Source organism: Micromonospora sp. NPDC048986 (assembly GCF_040649335.1).
Lineage (GTDB): Bacteria > Actinomycetota > Actinomycetes > Mycobacteriales > Micromonosporaceae > Micromonospora > Micromonospora alfalfae.
The window spans coordinates 14734-31943 of sequence record NZ_JBEZFJ010000006.1 but is presented as its reverse complement, the minus strand read 5'-3'; the positions used below and the strand labels follow the sequence as shown (position 1 = coordinate 31943).

Sequence of the window (17210 nt, the reverse complement as noted above, 5' to 3'; positions counted from 1 at the left end):
GCGTCCGGACCAGGGGGCGTCGCCGGGACGTCCCGGCCGAGGGGCGAGAATGACCCCATGTCGTACGACGCGCTGGTGCTGGTGTCCTTCGGTGGGCCCGAACGGCCCGAGGACGTGATGCCGTTTCTGCAGAACGTGACCCGGGGTCGGGGTGTGCCTCCCGAACGACTGGTCGAGGTCGCCGAGCACTACCAGCACTTCGGTGGGGTGTCCCCGATCAACCAGCAGTGCCGGGACCTGCTGTCCGCCGTCCGCGCCGACTTCGCCGCGCACGGTCTCGACCTGCCCATCTACTGGGGCAACCGCAACTGGGACCCGATGCTCGCCGACACGGTGACCCAGATGCGCGACGACGGGGTCACCCGGGCGTTGGCCTTCGTCACCAGCGCCTACGGCGGCTACTCGTCCTGCCGGCAGTACCAGGAGGACATCGCCGCCGCCCGTGCCGCCGTCGGCCCGGACGCCCCGGTGATCGAGAAGCTGCGTCAGTTCTGGGACCACCCCGGCTTCGTCGAGCCGCACGTCGACGCGGTCCGGGCGGCGCTGGACCAGCTCGACCCGGCGAAGCGGGACACCACCCGGCTGGTCTTCACCGCCCACTCCATCCCCAACTCGATGGCTGCCAACGCCGGCCCGCACGGCGGCCGGTACGAGGCCCAGCTGCACGAGACCGCCCGGCTCGTCGCCGCTGCCGCCGCACCCGACCTGGGGTACGACCTGGTCTGGCAGAGCCGCTCCGGCCCACCGCAGGTGCCGTGGCTGGAGCCGGACATCAACGACCACCTGGCCGTCCTCGCGCAGGGCGGCACCACCGGGGTGGTGGTCAGCCCGATCGGGTTCGTCTCCGATCACCTGGAGGTCGTGTGGGACCTGGACACCGAGGCGCTGGAGACGGCGAAGCAGCTCGGCCTGGACTTCGTCCGGGCCGGCACGCCGGGCACCGACCCGCGTTTCGTGACCATGGTGCGTGAGCTGGTCACCGAGCGGACCGACCCGGACGGCGCGCAGCTACGCCGCCGCCTGGGCGAGCTGCCCATGTGGGACACCTGCCCCACCGTCTGTTGCGTGCCGACCCGTCGCCCCTGACCTCTGAGGATCATCATGCATGACCGTAAGCCCGTGCAGAGTTGGCTGACCGACATGGACGGCGTGCTGGTGCACGAGGGCCAGCCGGTGCCCGGCGCGCCGGAGTTCATCAACCGGATGCGCGCCTCCGGCAAGCCGTTCCTGGTGCTGACCAACAACTCGATCTACACCCCACGGGACCTGACGGCCCGGCTCAGCCGGATGGGGCTGGACGTGCCGGAGGAGTCGATCTGGTCCTCCGCCCTGGCCACCGGCCAGTTCCTCGCCGACCAGCGGCCGGGTGGCACCGCGTACGTCATCGGTGAGGCCGGGCTGACCACGGCGCTGCACGCCGTCGGCTACGTGCTGACCGACTTCGCCCCCGACTACGTGGTGCTCGGCGAGACCCGCACCTACAGCTTCGAGGCGATCACCAAGGCCGTCCGCCTGATCAACGACGGCGCCCGGTTCATCTGCACCAACCCCGACGTGACCGGCCCGTCCGTGGAAGGCGCGCTACCCGCCGCCGGCTCGGTCGCCGCCATGATCTCCAAGGCGACCGGGGTCGAGCCGTACTTCGTGGGCAAACCCAACCCGATGATGATGCGCTCGGCGCTGAACACCATCAACGCGCACTCGGAGAGCACCGCGATGATCGGTGACCGGATGGACACCGACATCCTGTGCGGCCTGGAGGCTGGGCTGGAGACCATCCTGGTGCTCACCGGGATCAGCAGCCGCACCGAGGCGGAGCGCTACCCGTACCGCCCGTCGCGGATCATCAACTCGGTCGCTGACCTGCTCGACGAGATCTGACCTGCCCCGGTCCTCCTCGCCCGCGCGGTGCGCTAGCGCTGATGATCGTGCTTGAACCAGGATTTAGTGGTGACCCTGCGGTGGGAGGCCACTACATCCTGGATCGAGCACGATCATGGGTGTGGTGGGGCGGTGCCGGCGCGCGTCGCGGTTGGTCGTCGCGGTCCGGACGGCGGTGTTGCGGTGCTCGTGGGACGGGCTGATCAGGGGCGCAGGGGGGCGTTGCAGGCGGCCACCAGCGCCTGCCGGCAGGCAGCGGTCAGGGGGCGAAGTGCCGCGTCCCGTTGCTGCGCCTCGTAGTTGTTGATCGCACCACCCGGGGCGGCGTGCCCGGCCAACGCCAGCACCCGGTCGAGCACCGCGGCCCTGGCGAAGAGCCGGCGGGCCCGCGGGTCGAAGCCCGGTGGGAGGTCGGTGGTGCCGTCCGGGCGGCGGAGCGCAGCCAGCGCACCGGCCAGCTCGGGCCGCCACTGGGCGACGTCGAGGCGGGTCAGCACGGCGGTCGTCTCGGCCAGCGCGGCGGCCAACTCGGCCTCCGCCTCGGCGGCGCCAGGCAACGAGAGTGACGCGGCGTGGGCGTTGGCTGGCAGCGGGTAGACCCGCCAGAGCACCGTCTCGAAGCAGTCTCCGGAGCCGGAGGTGTGCAGCCGCACCTGGGGGATCAGCCCGAGCCCACCGGCGACGACCGCCTCGCCCGTGACCAGCGCCGCACCGGCGAAGTCCCCGGGGCCGGGCAGACCCCGGGGGTCGCCCGGCGCGGGCAGCACCAGGCGGATCTCGTCCGGGGAGAGCTTGGCCAGGGTGGGCAGCGCGGCGCCCAGCGGGACGTCGGTCCAGGTGCCCGGGGCGTCCGCAACGAGGTGTTCCTCGTCGCCGGCGATGGCGTCGGCGACCTCGTCGTAGGGCACCAACCCGGCGCGCCACGCGCGCACCCAGGCAACGAACCGGCTGGACCGGCGCGGCGCGAGCGTGGCCGCGCCCGTTGCGGGGGTGGACATGCCGAAAGGGTACGTGGTCACGACCGGCCCTGTCTCGGCTGCCGCTCCGGTCGCCCGGCCTGCCCCCAACTGCCCTGTTCGCCCCATCCTGCCTGACCTGCGCCCACCCCCCGCCATCACCCCGCCGCCCACCCGCGGCTCAGGTCGATCATGGGGTCGTGGTGGGGGACAACTCCCGATCGCGAGTGTTCTGTGAGGCACCACAACTGCATGATCGGCGGAGGGGATGGGGTGGCGGGGCGGCTGTGGGCGTGGCGCGGTGTGTCGGGGGCGAGGTGAGTGGGGGCTGGGTTTAGCGTGATCGACATGGCGGGGCGATACGGCGAGGACGTGTTGGCGGGCGACTGGCGACGGCGCAAGGTCACCCCCGAGGTGGACGCCGAACCGGAACTCGTGGTCGAGGATGCCGACTCCGGGTTCTGCGGAGCGGTGGTGGGCTTCGAGGCCGGAGCTGTGGTGTTGGAGGACCGGCACGGTAGGCGGCGCAACTTCCCGCTGCTGCCGGCGGCGTTCCTGCTCGACGGTCGTCCGGTGACGCTGCGCCGCCCGACCCGCGCCGCGGTGCCGGCGGCCCGTCGGCGGACCGCGTCCGGCTCGGTCGCCGTGGACAACGTCCGGGCCCAGGTGGCGAAGGCCAGCCGAATCTGGGTGGAGGGCATCCACGACGCCGCGCTGGTCGAGCGGATCTGGGGCGACGACCTACGGATCGAGGGCGTGGTGGTCGAGCCGTTGGACGGCATCGACGCCCTCGACGCCGAGGTACGCGACTTCGGTCCCGGCCCGACCCGACGCCTCGGCGTGCTCGTCGACCACCTGGTGCCGGGCAGCAAGGAGAGCCGGATCGTCGCCCGGGTGAACTCGCCGCACGTGCTGGTGACCGGGCATCCCTACGTGGACGTGTGGCAGGCGGTCAAGCCGGCCGCGTTGGGCATCGCGGCCTGGCCTGTGGTGCCGCCGGGGCGGCCGTGGAAGGAGGGCGTCTGCGCGGCCCTCGGGGTGGCCGAGCCGACCGACATGTGGCGGCACATCCTGTCCCGGGTGAACAGCTTCGCCGACGTGGAGACCCCGCTGATCAACGCCATGGAACGCCTCATCGACTTCGTCACCGAGCCGGCCTGACCGCCTGGTCCGCCGAATCCGCGCAGCGGCGGTTCAGGGAACCTCGTCCGGGCTGCGGGTGAAGAGGAACGTGGCGATGTCGACAGCCCGCGCCAGTCCGTTGTCGTCGCGCAGCACCGACAGGATCTCGCCGTTCTCCGGGCCGGAACGTCCCCGCCAGCGGTCCGTCCCCTCGGCGATGAACCGGCTCACCCGCTCACCGCGTACGTGGGCCAGCAGGTCACCAGCGTCCCAGCTCAGGTCCAGCGAAGTGCCCATCCACCACCAGCGGCCGGTCAGCTCGGCCAACTCGGCGCCCGGCGCGGCGGTGGCCGGTCGCCACGGCTGCGTGAACGCCGGTTCGGCGTCCAGCACCGTGGTGAGTAGCTGGCGGCCGAGCCCGGTGATCGGGAAGCCGTACGAGTTGGCGAAGCCGACCACTGCGGTGCGGCTGGCTCGGTGCACCACGAGGGCGGCCACGTACCCGGGCATCGAGCCGCCGTGCCCGACGTACACACGCTCGCCGTCACGGTAGAGCTCCAGCCCCAGGCCGTGCCCGCCGGTCCAGGAGTCGAGATCGCTGATCACCACGGGGGCACACATCTCGGTCAGCGTCTCGCCGGCCAGCACCGCCGGGTCGGGGTCGGCCAGGAACGCGGCCCAGCGTCCCAGGTCCTCGATCGTCGACCAGAGTTGGCCGGCGGGGGCCATGGCGCCGGTGTCGGTACGGGGTTCCTCGCGCAAGGTGCCGTGCCAGGGGTGGACGACGTAGCCACGGGCGTACGGCTCGGTGGCCGCGTAGGTGGTGCGGCGCAGGCCCAGCGGGGTGAGGATCCGTTCGTCGAGCAGGTCGGCCCACTGTTTCCCGGTGAGCCGTTCGAGCAACCCGCCGAGCAGCCCGTACGCCAGGTTGGAGTAGTGGTACGCGCGGTGTGGCGGGTAAGCGATCTTGTCGGCGTCGACCCCGGCGAGCAGTGTGCTGAGATCGACGCCCGCCGCCCGCTCCCACCAGTCGCCCTCGGGTTCGCGTTGGATGCCGCTGGCGTGGCCGAGCAGTTGGCGCACTGTGAGCGTGCCCACACCGGTGCCCGGCAGGTGCTGCTCCAGCCGGTCGTCCACTGCCAGTTGGCCGGCGTCGCGCAACTGCATGATCAGGGTGGCGGTCATCGTCTTGCTGATCGAGCCCACCCGGTACTGCAGGTCGACATCCGGGCGGGGGTGTTCGCCGGCGACCGCCACATGCGCCAGCGTGCCGTCGCGGACCACGCCCAGCACCAGTGACGGGGTGTGACCGTCGGCCTGTGCCTGGGCGACCCGGGTGTCGATCTGTCGGGCGGTCTCGGGTAGCAGGGTCAACGGAGTCTCCTCGGGTCGGGCCGCCGATTCGTCGTGTTCTGACGGGCCGGAAAGGGTCTCGCAGAGCCTACTGATCTTCGCGAGGAGGCCGCGCGTGCATTTGCGTGTCACGATCGGGGGGTGGACGCCGTGGTGTGGATCGTTTTGGGTGTGCTGCTGGCCGTCGCCGAGATTTTCACGACGACGCTATTTCTGATCATGTTCGGGGCCGGTGCGTTCGCCGCCGCCGGTGCTGCCGCCCTGGGCGCGCCGGTCGCCGTGCAGGCGCTGGTCTTCGCCGTGGTGTCGGCGCTGAGCCTGGTGGTGGTCCGACCGGTTATCCGGCGGCACAGCCGCTCCGCGCTGGAGAGTGGCGAGCAACCGTTCGGCGTGGAGGCGATCGAGGGCTCCACGGCGCTGGTGCTGGAACGGGTGGACGCCGAGCAGGGTCTCGTCAAGATCGACGGTGAGTTGTGGAGCGCCCGGTCGTACGACACGACACAGGTCTACGACCCCGGTCAACGGGTTCGGGTGATAAAGGTCCGGGGCGCGACAGCCCTGGTGTGGCAGGACGATGTTTCTTCCGCCGGCGAGCTGCCGGAATCGAGAGGGTGAACGGGATGACCTTAATCGGGGTGGTGGTGATCGCGGTGGCGTTGATCGCCGTGATAACGCTGGCCAAGGCGGTACGGATCGTGCCGCAGCAGCGCCAGGACGTGGTGGAACGGCTCGGCAAGTACAAGCGCACCCTCAGCCCCGGCCTCAACCTGCTGGTGCCGTTCATCGACGCGGTCCGTACCAAGGTCGACATGCGGGAGCAGGTGGTCAGCTTCCCGCCGCAGCCGGTGATCACCTCGGACAACCTGGTGGTCTCGATCGACACTGTCCTCTACTTCAAGGTGGTCGACTCGGTCCGGGCGACCTACGAGATCTCCAGCTTCCTCCAGGCCATCGAGCAGCTGACCGTCACCACGTTGCGTAACGTGATCGGTTCGCTCGATCTGGAGCGGGCGCTGACCAGCCGGGACGAGATCAACCGGCACCTCTCGGGTGTGCTGGACGAGACCACCGGCCGCTGGGGCATCAAGGTGACCCGGGTCGAGATCAAGGCGATCGAGCCGCCGGCCAGCATCCGCGACTCGATGGAGAAGCAGATGCGCGCCGAGCGGGACCGCCGCGCGGCGATCCTGACCGCCGAGGGTCACAAGCAGTCGGTGATCCTCACCGCCGAGGGTGACAAGCAGTCGGCGGTGCTGCGCGCCGACGGTGACCGCCAGGCCCGGATCCTGCAGGCCGAGGGTCAGGCGAAGGCGATCCGTACGGTCTTCGACGCGATCCACCAGGCCAACCCGAGTCAGAAGGTGCTCGCGTACCAGTACTTGCAGGCTCTGCCGCAGATCGCCCAGGGCAGCGCCAACAAGGTCTGGATCGTCCCGGCCGAGCTGACCAAGGCCCTGGAGGGGATGGGTGGCGCGCTCGGTGGGCTGAGCCAGATGGTCGGGGACCTGCCCGCACCGGAGGCCGCGGACCAGGCGAGCCAGGTCGAGCGCGAGGCCGCGGAGGCGGCGCAGGCCGCGGCGGACGCGGCCCAGCAGATCCACGACGAGGTACGCGTCGCCGAGGCGCAGGCCACCGGCGGCAAGGGGCGGCAGGGGCTGCCCGCACCGGAGCCGGTGTCGCCGACCAGCCTCGTCGAGGACCCGGCCGACCAGCCTGAGCGCGGCTGATCACGGGTTAATACGAGAAAGACTCATGGGGCGCTCCGACGCCTGCCACGATCGGTCCTAGGACGGGTGGTGACCAGGCAATCGGGGCGCCCCGGCGCGTCGGTGCACCGCTCGACGACGAGCGAGGTGACGCATGAAGGATCCGGCGAATCGGATGTGGTCCTCGGCCCCGGTGCCCGGCGCACATGACCCGGTCGCCCCACTGGGCTCGCGGCGCAGCGGTGGCGGGTTCGGTGTACTGCCCTTCGTCGGTGAGCCGACCCCGGGCGCTCCCGCCACGAACGCCAGTTGGGCGTGGTCGGTGCGCCGGTTCGCGCGGGCGGCGGTCTGGCTGCTGCCCGCGTACGCCATCCTCTACGGCGCGGTGGCGATGGCCAGCGACGGAGGCGTGGGCAACGACCCCTATCCGGCCAACGGCCGGGCGGTGTACCTGATCGGCTGGGTGGCCGCGGTCTGGCTCGGCCTGCTCGCGCTGCTGGCCCTCACCGGGCTGCTGGCCGCGACCCGCAGCCGCCGGGTGGCCGCCGCCGGGCTGCTGGTCAGCATCGCCGGCACCGTGCTGATGCTGCCGTTCGCCGGGTTCGAGGAGCAGACGCCGGTCTTCGGCACCACCGCGCGGTCGCTGGTCCTGCTCGGCGCGACGTTCTACAGCGCGGGCTGGTTCCTCACCGGGTGGGCGGTGGCCCGCTCGGGCACCTTCAGCCTCGGCGACGGCGTCATGTTGATCATCGCTGCGCCGCTGCTCGGCCTCGGCGGTGCTCTGATCGGCTCGTTGCAGACCTTCGGCGCGATCTTCGTGCTGATCGCCGGCATCGGCATCGGCTACCGCTCCGGCCGCCTGATGCCCCGCGAAACCGCCAGAGACGCCGCCACCGCCAGCCTGAGTACCCCAAACCCCTAACCCACCCCCACCCCCCACACCCCACCCACCCCACCCCCCTCGCGCCCGTTGATCATGAAGTTATTGCGCTCGGCTGCGGCGTGTCGTGGCAATAACTTCATGATCAACGCGGGTCAATCGCCGGGTCCGCGCCCGGCCGGGTCGGAGGGGTGGGGTGGGAGTTGGCTGGTGGGTGGGCGTGAAGTTGCTGACAATCGCGGGGTGGGGGTGGTCGGTTGGCGGCTTTCATGGCAATCCTGGGTTGCATGGCCGCCCCCCGCTCGCCGCTGTCGCGGCTGTTCACAGTGCTGCTCGCCGGCGTGTTGGCCGGGCTCGTCCTGGCAGTCGCCGCGCTGCCGGGCAACCTGCTGCTCGGGCTCACCGCCCGCTCCGCGCTCGGGTCGTACGCCGCGTTGCCGGCCTCGCTGAAGACCCCGGCCACGCCGCAGCGTTCGTACCTCTACGCCAACGACGGCAAGACGCTGATCACCACGTTCTACGACGTGAACCGCACCGACGTCCCCCTGTCGGAGATCGCCCCGGTCATGCGGCAGGCGATAGTGGCGGCCGAGGACCGGCGCTTCTACGACCACGGTGGCGCGGACCTGCGCGGCCTGGCCCGGGCGTTGGTGGCCAACGTCAAGGGTGGCGGCACCGAGCAGGGCGGCTCGACGCTGACCATGCAGTACGTCCGTAACGTGCTCAAGACCGATCCCACCCGCACCGCCGAGGAACGCGCCGCCGCCACCGATCCGACCGTGGGCCGCAAGATCCAGGAGATCCGGTACGCGAGTGCGCTGGACAAGAGCCTCGGCAAGGACGAGATCCTCGACAGGTACCTGAACATCGCCTACTTCGGCTCCGGGGCGTACGGCATCGCGGCGGCCAGCCAGCGGTACTTCGGCAAGCCTCCGGCGCAGCTGACCCTCGCCGAGTCGGCCCTGCTGGCCGGTCTGGTGCAGTCCCCGGACGCGTACAGCCCGATCAGCGGCGACAAGGACGAGGCGCTGGCCCGCCGGTCGTACGTGCTGGACTCGATGGTCGCCACCAACGCGATCACCGCCGCGCAGGCCGCCCAGGCCAAGGCGGAGCCGCTGGCCCTGCACCCCACCGCCCAGCCCAACGGCTGCACCGCCGTCTCCCAGGGCCACGACGACTGGGGTTTCTTCTGTGACTACCTGCGCCAGTGGTGGCTGACCCAGCCGGCCTTCGGTGCCACCGTCGCGGAGCGCGAGCAGGCACTGCGGTCGGGCGGCTACACGGTGGTCACTTCGCTGGACCCGAAGATCCAGGCCACCGGGCAGCAGCAGGCCACCAAGGTCTACTCCTACGACAACAAGCGCGCCCTGCCGATCGCGGCGGTCCAGCCGGGCACCGGGCGGGTGTTGGCGATGGCAGTCAACAGGCACTACAGCCTCGCCGACAACCCGGCCGGGCAGGCGAACTACCCGAACACCGTCAACCCGCTGATCTCCGGCGGAGCCAGCGTCGACGGGTACCAGGCGGGTTCCACGTTCAAGCTGTTCACCATGCTCGCCGCGCTGGAGTCGGGCCGTACCCTCTCCACCGGTTTCGACGCGCCCGCCAAACTGCCCACCCGGTACGCCGCCGAGGGGCCGGGCAGCTGTGACGGCCACTGGTGCCCGGCGAACGCCAACCCGGACTGGATGGACGGGTACCGGATGATGTGGGACGGCTTCGGCCGCTCGGTGAACACCTACTTCGTCTGGCTGGCCGAACAGGTCGGCCAGGACAAGGTGGTCAAGATGGCGCAACGGCTCGGCATCACGTTCCGCGCCGACTCGGACGCCGCCTTCGCCAAGAACAACGCCGCTAACTGGGGTTCGTTCACCCTGGGCGTGGCGGCCACCACCCCGCTGGACCTGGCCAACGCGTACGCCACGGTGGCCGCCGACGGCACCTACTGCACGCCGGTCCCGGTGGTCTCGGTGACCGGCCCGGACGGCACGAAGGTGCCGGTGGGGCAGCCCTCCTGCAAGCGGGTGCTCGACGCCGACGTCGCCCGTGCCGCGACCGACGCGGCGCGCTGCCCGGTGGGTCAGCAGTCGGCGTTCGGGCAGTGCAACGGTGGCACCGCCACCGGTGTGAACGACATCCTCGACGGCCGACCGGTGGCTGGTAAGACGGGTAGCTCGGAGCAGAACTCCACCGAGACGTTCGTCGGCTTCACCCCGCAGGTCGCGGTGGCCGGTATCGCCGCCAACCCGGACGACCCGGCCGACTCGGTGGGCTCGGCGGTGCAGACAAAGGTGATCGACGCGGTCGCCCGGGTCATCGCCACCGCAGTGAAGGGCCAACCGGAGAAGGCGTTCGCCGCACCGAGCCACGAGCTGGCCGGCGACCCGCACCGCCCGGTGGAGCGGGCACCCGCTGCCCCGCAAGGCCCGCGAGCCCGGGACGACGATCGCCTTTCCCCGCTGGAACGCTGGCTGAATCGCCGAGGCTGACCCCCGCCCCTCCCACCCCGACCTCACCCCTCCCGCCCCCGCGATCTTGCACTTTCGGTCGCCGAATTGGACCCTCTTGCGGCTCTTGTCGGTGCAGGAAGTGCAAGATCGCGGGGGCGGAGCGGGGCGGAGCGGGGCGGGGCGGGGCGGGCGCGGGATGGGGCGTGGTTTCAGGGTTGGCGGCGGCGGGGGCGGTAGCTGGCCACTGTGGCGGGGATGCCGCGGCGGATGATTCCGGCCCAGTCGGTGTCGCCGCGTAGCACCGCGGCGGCGGTCTTACGGGCCTGCTCGACTGTGAAGTGCGGTGGCAGCATCAGCTCCGCCGGGTCGACCAGGGCGTTGATCACCACCGGTCGGTCGGCCGTGAGCGCCCGGTCCCAGACGTCGCGTACCTGATCCGGTGAGTCGATCAACTCGCCGTGCAGCCCGAGCACCTCCGCCCACTGGTGGTAGGCGATGTCCGGCAACTGCTGGCTGTCCGGGAACATCGGTGTCCCCTCGGTGGAGCGCTGTTCCCAGCTGACGAACGCCAGATCCCGGTTGTTGAGCACCAGCACCACGAAGCGTGGGTCGGCCCAGCCGCGCCAGTACTTCGCCACGGTGATCAGCTCGTTGACGCCGTTCATCTGCATGGCGCCGTCGCCGATCAACGCGACCAGCGGCCGGTCCGGGTGGGCGAACTTGGCGCTCAGCGCGTACGGCATGGCGCCGCCCATGGACAGCAGCGTGCCGGAGAGGCTGGCCAGCATGCTGGGGCGTACCTGGATGTGTCGGGCGTACCAGGCGGTGGTGGTGCCGCAGTCGACGGCGAGCAGCACGTCGTCGGGCAGCCGTTCGTTCAGCGTGTGGAACAGCAACTGCGGGTTGACCGGGTCGGCGGTCTGCTCGGCCAGGTCGTGTTGCACCCGACGCCACGCCGAGGTGGCCTCGGTGACCTCCGCCCGCCAGGCGGTCGGCGCGGGGCCGGGGCCCAGCTCGTTCAGCAGCGCCCGCAGGGTGGGGCGGGCGTCGCCGGTCAGGTTCACCTCGGTCGGGTAGCGCAGCCCGAGCTGGGTGCCGTCCACGTCGATCTGCACCGCGCGGGCCTGCCCGGGCGGCGGGTAGAACTCCGAGTACGGCATGTTGCTGCCCACGATCAGCAGCCTGTCGCAGCCGCTCATCAACTGCCAGCTCGGTCGGGTGCCGAGCAGTCCGATCGCGCCGGTCACCCACGGTTCGCGGTGGTCGACGGCGGTGAAGCCGAGCAGCGCGGTGGCCACGCCGGCCCCGAGCCGATCAGCGATCTCGCGGACCTCGTCGCGCGCGCCGAGGGCGCCCTGGCCGACCAGCATGGCCACCCGCTGCCCGCCGCGCAGGACCTCGGCCGCCCGGCGTACGTCGGCCTCCGGTGGCACTGTCGGTGTGCTGCTCGGCGCGTTGCTGGTCTGGTAGTAGCCGTGCGCGTGCGGCGGGTTCGGCACGGCCGGCTCGTCCTGGATGTCCAGGGGTAGGACCAGGGCGGTGACGGTACGCCGGGCCAACGCCGTCCGGCACGCCCTGTCGACCAGGTGGCGGACCTGCGCCGGATTGTCGAGCTGGGCCAGGAACGCCGCTGCCACGTCCTTGTAGAGGGCGAGCAGGTCCACCTCCTGGTAGTAGCCGCCCCCCTCGGCGGTGGTCGCTGTGTGCCCGACCAGGGCGATCACCGGTTGGTGGTCGAGCTTCGCGTCGTACAGGCCGTTGAGCAGGTGGATCGCGCCCGGCCCGCTGGTGACCAGGGCGCAGCCCAGCGGCCCGCCGCCGTACTTGACGTGCGCGGAGGCGGCGAACCCGGCGGTCTCCTCGTGGCGGACCTGGATGAACTGGGCCCGCCCGTTGGTGCGTTGCAGGGCGGAGGTCATGCCGTTGATGCCGTCGCCGGGGTAGCCGAAGTAGCGGTGCACACCCCAGCTGAACAGCCGCGACACGATGTGGTCGGCGACGGTCGGACGCCGGGGCAGAGCGCCCGCTTCGTCCGGCGTGGTGTCGTCTGCGCTCACCTGGTTGGTCCTTCCCGTCGCGTCCGATGCTACGCCGGTCATTCCCCTTCTTATTCGGACAAAACACATCGTCGAGCGGGCGTCGGAGCGCGCTGCCCGGCGTCCGGCAGAATCGTCCGGTGCCCGTACACCAGATCACCGACCCTGACGACGACCGGATCGCCGACTACCGGGCGCTCACCGACGTCGAGCTGCGCACCCGCTGGGAACCGCCGCACGGCCTGTTCATCGCCGAGGGGGAGCTGGTGCTGCGCCGGGCGTTGCGCGCGGGCTATCCGGCCCGGTCGTACCTGGTCGACGCCAAGCGGGTCGACCAGCTCGCCGACCTGGACACCGGCGACGCTCCGGTGTACGCCGCGACCCAGGACGTGCTGCAACGGGCCACCGGCTTCCACGTACACCGGGGGGTGCTGGCGTCGTTCCACCGCCGGCCGCTGCCGACGGCGGCCGAGGTGCTCGCCACCGCGCGCCGGGTCGTCGTCCTGGAGGACGTGAACAACCACACCAACCTGGGCGCGATCTTCCGGGGGGCCGCCGCGCTCGGTGTCGACGCGGTGCTGCTCTCGCCGACCTGCGCCGACCCGCTCTACCGGCGCAGTGTCCGGGTCAGCATGGGCGAGGTCTTCGCGATGCCGTACGCGAAGCTCGACAGCTGGCCCGAGGGCCTGGACCAGGTACGGGAGGCCGGCTTCACGGTGCTCGCCATGACGCCCGCGCCGGACGCCGTACCGATCCAGCGGTTGACCCCGGCGCAGCGGGAGCGGGCGGCGTTGCTGCTCGGCGCGGAGGGCCCCGGCCTCACCGCGGCGGCCCAGGCCGCCAGCGACGTGCGGGTGGTGCTGCCGATGCGGCGCGGCGTCGATTCGTTGAACGTGGCCGCCGCGGCGGCGGTGGCGTTCTGGGAGCTGGGACGCGACGACCCGCCGTTTGGCGGCGAGTAGACCGCATCAGCTTGCATGGCCATGCGTTCTATTGCATAATTTTCCCCGTGTCCAAGGTTCTCACCTCCCTGCCCACCGGCGAACGTGTCGGCATCGCCTTCTCCGGCGGCCTCGACACCTCGGTCGCTGTCGCGTGGATGCGCGACAAGGGCGCCATTCCCTGCGCCTACACCGCCGACATCGGCCAGTACGACGAGCCCGACATCGCCTCGGTGCCCGGTCGTGCGCTCAGCTACGGCGCCGAGCTTGGCCGCCTGGTCGACTGCCGCGCCGCCCTGGTCGAGGAGGGCCTGGCCGCGCTGACCTGCGGGGCCTTCCACATCCGCACCGGCGGACGGGCCTACTTCAACACCACCCCGCTGGGCCGCGCCGTGACCGGCACCCTGCTGGTACGCGCGATGGTCGCCGACGACGTCCAGATCTGGGGCGACGGCTCGACCTTCAAGGGCAACGACATCGAGCGGTTCTACCGCTACGGCCTGCTGGCCAACCCGATGCTGCGCATCTACAAGCCGTGGCTCGACACCGCCTTCGTCACCGAGCTGGGTGGGCGTAAGGAGATGTCCGAGTGGCTGCTGGAGCGCGGCCTGCCCTACCGGGACAGCACCGAGAAGGCGTACTCGACCGACGCCAACATCTGGGGCGCCACGCACGAGGCGAAGACCCTGGAGCACCTCGACACCGGCATCGAGACTGTCAACCCGATCATGGGCGTCCGGTTCTGGGACCCGTCGGTGGAGATCCCGACCGAGGACGTCACCATCGGCTTCGACCAGGGTCGCCCGGTCACCATCAACGGCAAGGAGTTCGGCAGCGCCGTCGACCTGGTGCTGGAGGCCAACGCCATCGGCGGCCGGCACGGCCTGGGCATGTCCGACCAGATCGAGAACCGGATCATCGAGGCCAAGAGCCGGGGGATCTACGAGGCGCCCGGTATGGCGCTGCTGCACTACGCGTACGAGCGGCTGGTCAACGCCATCCACAACGAGGACACCCTGGCGAACTACCACAACGAGGGTCGCCGCCTCGGTCGGCTGATGTACGAGGGCCGCTGGCTGGACCCGCAGGCGCTGATGCTGCGCGAGTCGTTGCAGCGGTGGGTCGGCACGGCGGTCACCGGCGAGGTGACGCTGCGGCTGCGCCGGGGCGAGGACTACTCGATCCTGGACACCACCGGCCCGTCGTTCAGCTACCACCCGGACAAGCTGTCGATGGAGCGTACCGAGGACTCGGCGTTCGGCCCGTCGGACCGGATCGGCCAGCTCACCATGCGCAACCTGGACATCGCCGACTCGCGGTCGAAGCTGGAGCAGTACGCCTCCCTCGGCCTGGTCGGCGGCGGGAACCCGCAGCGGATGATCGGCGCGGCGCAGGCCGCCTCGACCGGGTTGATCGGCGCGATGCCCGAGGGCGGCGCGGAAGCCATCGCCTCCCGGGGCGTCGCCTCGGCTGAGGACGAGGCGCTCGACCGCGCCGCTATGGAGTTCGGCGTCGACTGACCCCTCGCGCCGGTGGCAAGTCGAGTTCCGGCGTCACGGACGGTAGCGTGTCGGCCGTGTTCCCTACCGTCCGTGAGGTCCTCGCCCTGGACCCGGTCCGCCACGGCGCGCCCCGCGTGGTCGCCGGCGACGAAGGGCTGGACCGACCCGTCCGCTGGGTGCACGTCGCCGAGGTGCCGGACATCGCCACCCTGCTCGGCGGTGGCGAACTGGTGCTCACCACCGGCATCGGTCTGCCCGCTGACGACGCCGGGTTGCGCGCGTTCATCGGTGACCTCGCCGACGTCGGAGTCTCCGGGCTCGTCGTCGAGCTGGGCCGCCGGTACGGCAGCGGGGTGCCCCGGGTGATGGCCGCCGCCGCCGAGCGGCGTGGGTTGCCCCTGGTGGAGCTGCGCCGGGCCACCCCGTTCGTCCGGATCACCGAGGCGGTGCACGCGCTGATCGTCGACGCGCAGCTCACCGAACTGCGCGCCACCGAGGAGATCCACCAGCGGTTCAACGACCTGTCGGTGGAGGGCGCCGACGCCGCCGAGGTGATCCGACAGACCGCCGAGCTGTCCGGTTGCCCAGTGGTGCTGGAGAACCTGTCCCGGCAGGTGCTCGGGTACGACCCGGCGGGCGAGAGCGCCGAGCTGCTGCTGGACGGCTGGGAGCAGCACTCCCGGCGGATCCGCCCGGCCGGGCGGACCGCGTACGACCCGGACAGCGGCTGGCTGGTGACCACCGTCGGCGCCCGGGGGCAGGACTGGGGTCGGCTGCTGCTGCGCTGGCCGGCCAGCGGCGACGTGCCCGGCGCCCAGGCCGTCGAACCGACGGCGGGCTCGCCCACCCGGCTCACCATCCTGATCGAGCGGGCCGCGTCCACTCTCGCGCTCGGCCGGCTGATCCGCCGCGACGCCGAGGGCCTGGAGCGGCAGATCCACCGCACTCTGCTCACCGCGCTGCTCGACCACTCCCGCCCGGTGGACGAGGTGGGGCTGCGGGCAAAGGCGCTCGGCGTGGTGCTCGACCGGCGGCACCTGGTCGGCGTGATGGTCCGGCACCGCGCCGACGACCCCGCCGGGGAGGTCGGCCCCGAGGCCAGCCAGGCCCGGCTACGCGATCTCTCCGAGGCGGTCGGCCAGGCCCTGCGGGAGGCGAAACTGACCGCGCTGACCAGCGCCGTCGACGACAACTCGGTGGGCGCGCTGCTGGCCCTGCCGGACCCGGCCGCCGAGGACCGCGCGCTGTCCGCGTTCGCCAGCGCCCTTCGTCAGGTACGCCTCGACGCCGGCACCGGCCGACCGGCACCCGGTGTCGAACCGGCGCGGGCCGCCTCCGGCGTCGACGTGTCCCGCTCCGCAGCCGACGCTTCCCGTGCGGCAGTCGGCGTCGATCCGGCCCGCACGGGCTTCGGCGTGGATCCGACCCGCGCGGCGTTCGGTGTCGAGGCCGCTCGGTCGGGGGCCGGTGTCGACCCGTTCCGGGGAGCTGGCCAGGGTGGCGTGATCGTGGCCGCCGGCTCCGGAGTGGGCACACTGCGGGAAGCCCGACGGTCGCTGGTCGAGGCGCGGCAGATCGCCGAGGCGGCCCGGCGGGACCGGCGTGACCTGCCGATCTTCCGGCTGCCGCACGTCGGTCTGGCCGGGCTGCTGCACCTGCTGCGCGACGAGCCCCGCCTACAGACGTTCGTGGAGCGCGAACTCGGCGCGCTCCTGGAGTACGACGCCCGGCACCCCCGGGAACGGCTGCTCGACACCCTGCGCGCCTACCTGGAGCAGGGGCGCAACAAGTCCGCCGGCGCCGCCGCCGCCCACCTGTCCCGGCCGGCCTTCTACGAACGCCTGGCCCGCATCGCCCGCATCCTCGACGTGGACCTGGACTCGGTAGAGGCCAGCCTCTCCCTACACGTGGCCCTACTGGCCCTGGAAGCAGTCCGCACCCCCTAACCCCAGGGCCGGACTCCACCCTGCCCCACCCCCGCCCCGCCCCACCCCCGCCCGCGTCGATCAAGGAGTTGTGGTGGGGGGCAAACGTCGCGAAAACGTCTATTGCGCCCACCACAACGCCATGATCGACGCGTGCGGGGTCGGCCTGGCGTAGGGGTGGGCATAGGAGGCCGGGACGCTATCGAGTTGATGTCGTAAACGAATCGCTCGGCTCGGCTCGGCTCGGCGCGGCTGGGCGCGGCGCGGCGCGGCCCGGCGCGGCGCGGCGCGGCGCGGGTCAATCGTGCCCTGATTCGTTTACGACATCAGCTCCAAAGGAGCAGGGGCACACTCCCTGGTGCGGTGCGGTGCGGTGCGGTGCGGTGCGGTGCGGTGCGGTGCGGTGCGGTGCGGTGCGGTGCGGTGCGGTGCGGTGCGGTGCGGTGCGGTGCGGTGCG

13 protein-coding genes are annotated in these 17210 nt (G+C 71.7%); 10 read left to right on the top strand and 3 right to left on the bottom strand.

The window, feature by feature from the left end; genetic code table 11:
* Nucleotides 1-57 precede the first annotated feature (57 nt).
* Both AB0B94_RS14160 and AB0B94_RS14155 read left to right on the top strand, forming a co-directional pair.
* Nucleotides 58-1086: a ferrochelatase gene (locus tag AB0B94_RS14160; RefSeq protein ID WP_357277240.1), complete on the top strand. Its 1029-nt coding sequence runs from the start codon at nt 58-60 to the stop codon at nt 1084-1086.
* A gap of 15 nt (nt 1087-1101) precedes the next feature.
* Nucleotides 1102-1881, top strand: coding sequence for an HAD-IIA family hydrolase (locus AB0B94_RS14155; protein ID WP_091403868.1), 780 nt, complete (start codon nt 1102-1104; stop codon nt 1879-1881).
* Nucleotides 1882-2084: 203 nt separating this feature from the next.
* Here AB0B94_RS14155 and AB0B94_RS14150 read toward each other — a convergent pair whose 3' ends face one another.
* On the bottom strand, nt 2085-2879 hold the full coding sequence (locus AB0B94_RS14150; RefSeq protein ID WP_238672671.1) for a hypothetical protein: 795 nt from the start codon (nt 2877-2879) through the stop codon (nt 2085-2087).
* Between the two features lie 306 nt (nt 2880-3185).
* Between AB0B94_RS14150 and AB0B94_RS14145 the strand changes: the two genes are divergently transcribed.
* On the top strand, nt 3186-3998 hold the full coding sequence (locus tag AB0B94_RS14145) for a DUF3097 domain-containing protein (RefSeq protein ID WP_357277233.1): 813 nt from the start codon (nt 3186-3188) through the stop codon (nt 3996-3998).
* Nucleotides 3999-4031: 33 nt separating this feature from the next.
* Here the strand turns inward: AB0B94_RS14145 and AB0B94_RS14140 are convergent, their stop codons facing one another.
* Complete coding sequence (locus AB0B94_RS14140) at nt 4032-5333, bottom strand: serine hydrolase domain-containing protein (RefSeq protein WP_357277228.1); 1302 nt, start codon at nt 5331-5333, stop codon at nt 4032-4034.
* 120 nt (nt 5334-5453) lie between these two features.
* Here AB0B94_RS14140 and AB0B94_RS14135 point away from each other — a divergent pair, with 120 nt between their 5' ends.
* From AB0B94_RS14135 to AB0B94_RS14120, 4 genes are all read left to right on the top strand, one after another.
* A complete protein-coding gene (locus AB0B94_RS14135) occupies nt 5454-5927 on the top strand; it encodes an NfeD family protein (protein ID WP_091403880.1) in 474 nt (157 codons plus the stop codon).
* 5 nt (nt 5928-5932) lie between these two features.
* Nucleotides 5933-7039 carry an SPFH domain-containing protein gene (locus AB0B94_RS14130; protein ID WP_357277220.1) on the top strand — a complete coding sequence of 369 codons (1107 nt, stop codon included), beginning with the start codon at nt 5933-5935 and terminating at the stop codon, nt 7037-7039.
* 133 nt (nt 7040-7172) lie between these two features.
* Entirely contained in the window at nt 7173-7940 is a 768-nt protein-coding gene (locus AB0B94_RS14125) for a hypothetical protein (protein ID WP_357277214.1), read from the top strand.
* Between the two features lie 245 nt (nt 7941-8185).
* On the top strand, nt 8186-10387 hold the full coding sequence (locus AB0B94_RS14120; RefSeq protein WP_357277207.1) for a transglycosylase domain-containing protein: 2202 nt from the start codon (nt 8186-8188) through the stop codon (nt 10385-10387).
* A 170-nt stretch (nt 10388-10557) separates the two neighbouring features.
* On the opposite strand, the gene AB0B94_RS14115 is transcribed toward AB0B94_RS14120, so the two are convergent.
* On the bottom strand, nt 10558-12405 hold the full coding sequence (locus tag AB0B94_RS14115) for a thiamine pyrophosphate-requiring protein (RefSeq protein WP_357277199.1): 1848 nt from the start codon (nt 12403-12405) through the stop codon (nt 10558-10560).
* Nucleotides 12406-12431: 26 nt separating this feature from the next.
* On the opposite strand from AB0B94_RS14115, the gene AB0B94_RS14110 reads away from it, so the two are divergent.
* From AB0B94_RS14110 to AB0B94_RS14100, 3 genes are read left to right on the top strand one after another with little or no spacing between them, the layout of a single operon-like run.
* On the top strand, nt 12432-13346 hold the full coding sequence (locus AB0B94_RS14110) for an RNA methyltransferase (RefSeq protein WP_357277194.1): 915 nt from the start codon (nt 12432-12434) through the stop codon (nt 13344-13346).
* 47 nt (nt 13347-13393) lie between these two features.
* Nucleotides 13394-14845 carry an argininosuccinate synthase gene (argG, locus tag AB0B94_RS14105; RefSeq protein ID WP_238672652.1) on the top strand — a complete coding sequence of 484 codons (1452 nt, stop codon included), beginning with the start codon at nt 13394-13396 and terminating at the stop codon, nt 14843-14845.
* Between the two features lie 56 nt (nt 14846-14901).
* On the top strand, nt 14902-16773 hold the full coding sequence (locus AB0B94_RS14100) for a PucR family transcriptional regulator ligand-binding domain-containing protein (protein ID WP_357277177.1): 1872 nt from the start codon (nt 14902-14904) through the stop codon (nt 16771-16773).
* The last annotated feature ends 437 nt before the right edge of the window (nt 16774-17210 follow it).

Excerpts from the sequence above, each read along its gene's own strand:
- AB0B94_RS14160 (WP_357277240.1), top strand. The coding sequence starts at position 58 with ATGTCGTACGACGCGCTGGTGCTGGTGTCCTTCGGTGGGCCCGAACGG.
- AB0B94_RS14155 (WP_091403868.1), top strand. The coding sequence starts at position 1,102 with ATGCATGACCGTAAGCCCGTGCAGAGTTGGCTGACCGACATGGACGGC.
- AB0B94_RS14150 (WP_238672671.1), bottom strand. The coding sequence starts at position 2,879 with ATGTCCACCCCCGCAACGGGCGCGGCCACGCTCGCGCCGCGCCGGTCC.
- AB0B94_RS14145 (WP_357277233.1), top strand. The coding sequence starts at position 3,186 with ATGGCGGGGCGATACGGCGAGGACGTGTTGGCGGGCGACTGGCGACGG.
- AB0B94_RS14130 (WP_357277220.1), top strand. The coding sequence starts at position 5,933 with ATGACCTTAATCGGGGTGGTGGTGATCGCGGTGGCGTTGATCGCCGTG.
- AB0B94_RS14125 (WP_357277214.1), top strand. The coding sequence starts at position 7,173 with ATGAAGGATCCGGCGAATCGGATGTGGTCCTCGGCCCCGGTGCCCGGC.
- AB0B94_RS14120 (WP_357277207.1), top strand. The coding sequence starts at position 8,186 with ATGGCCGCCCCCCGCTCGCCGCTGTCGCGGCTGTTCACAGTGCTGCTC.
- AB0B94_RS14110 (WP_357277194.1), top strand. The coding sequence starts at position 12,432 with ATGCTACGCCGGTCATTCCCCTTCTTATTCGGACAAAACACATCGTCG.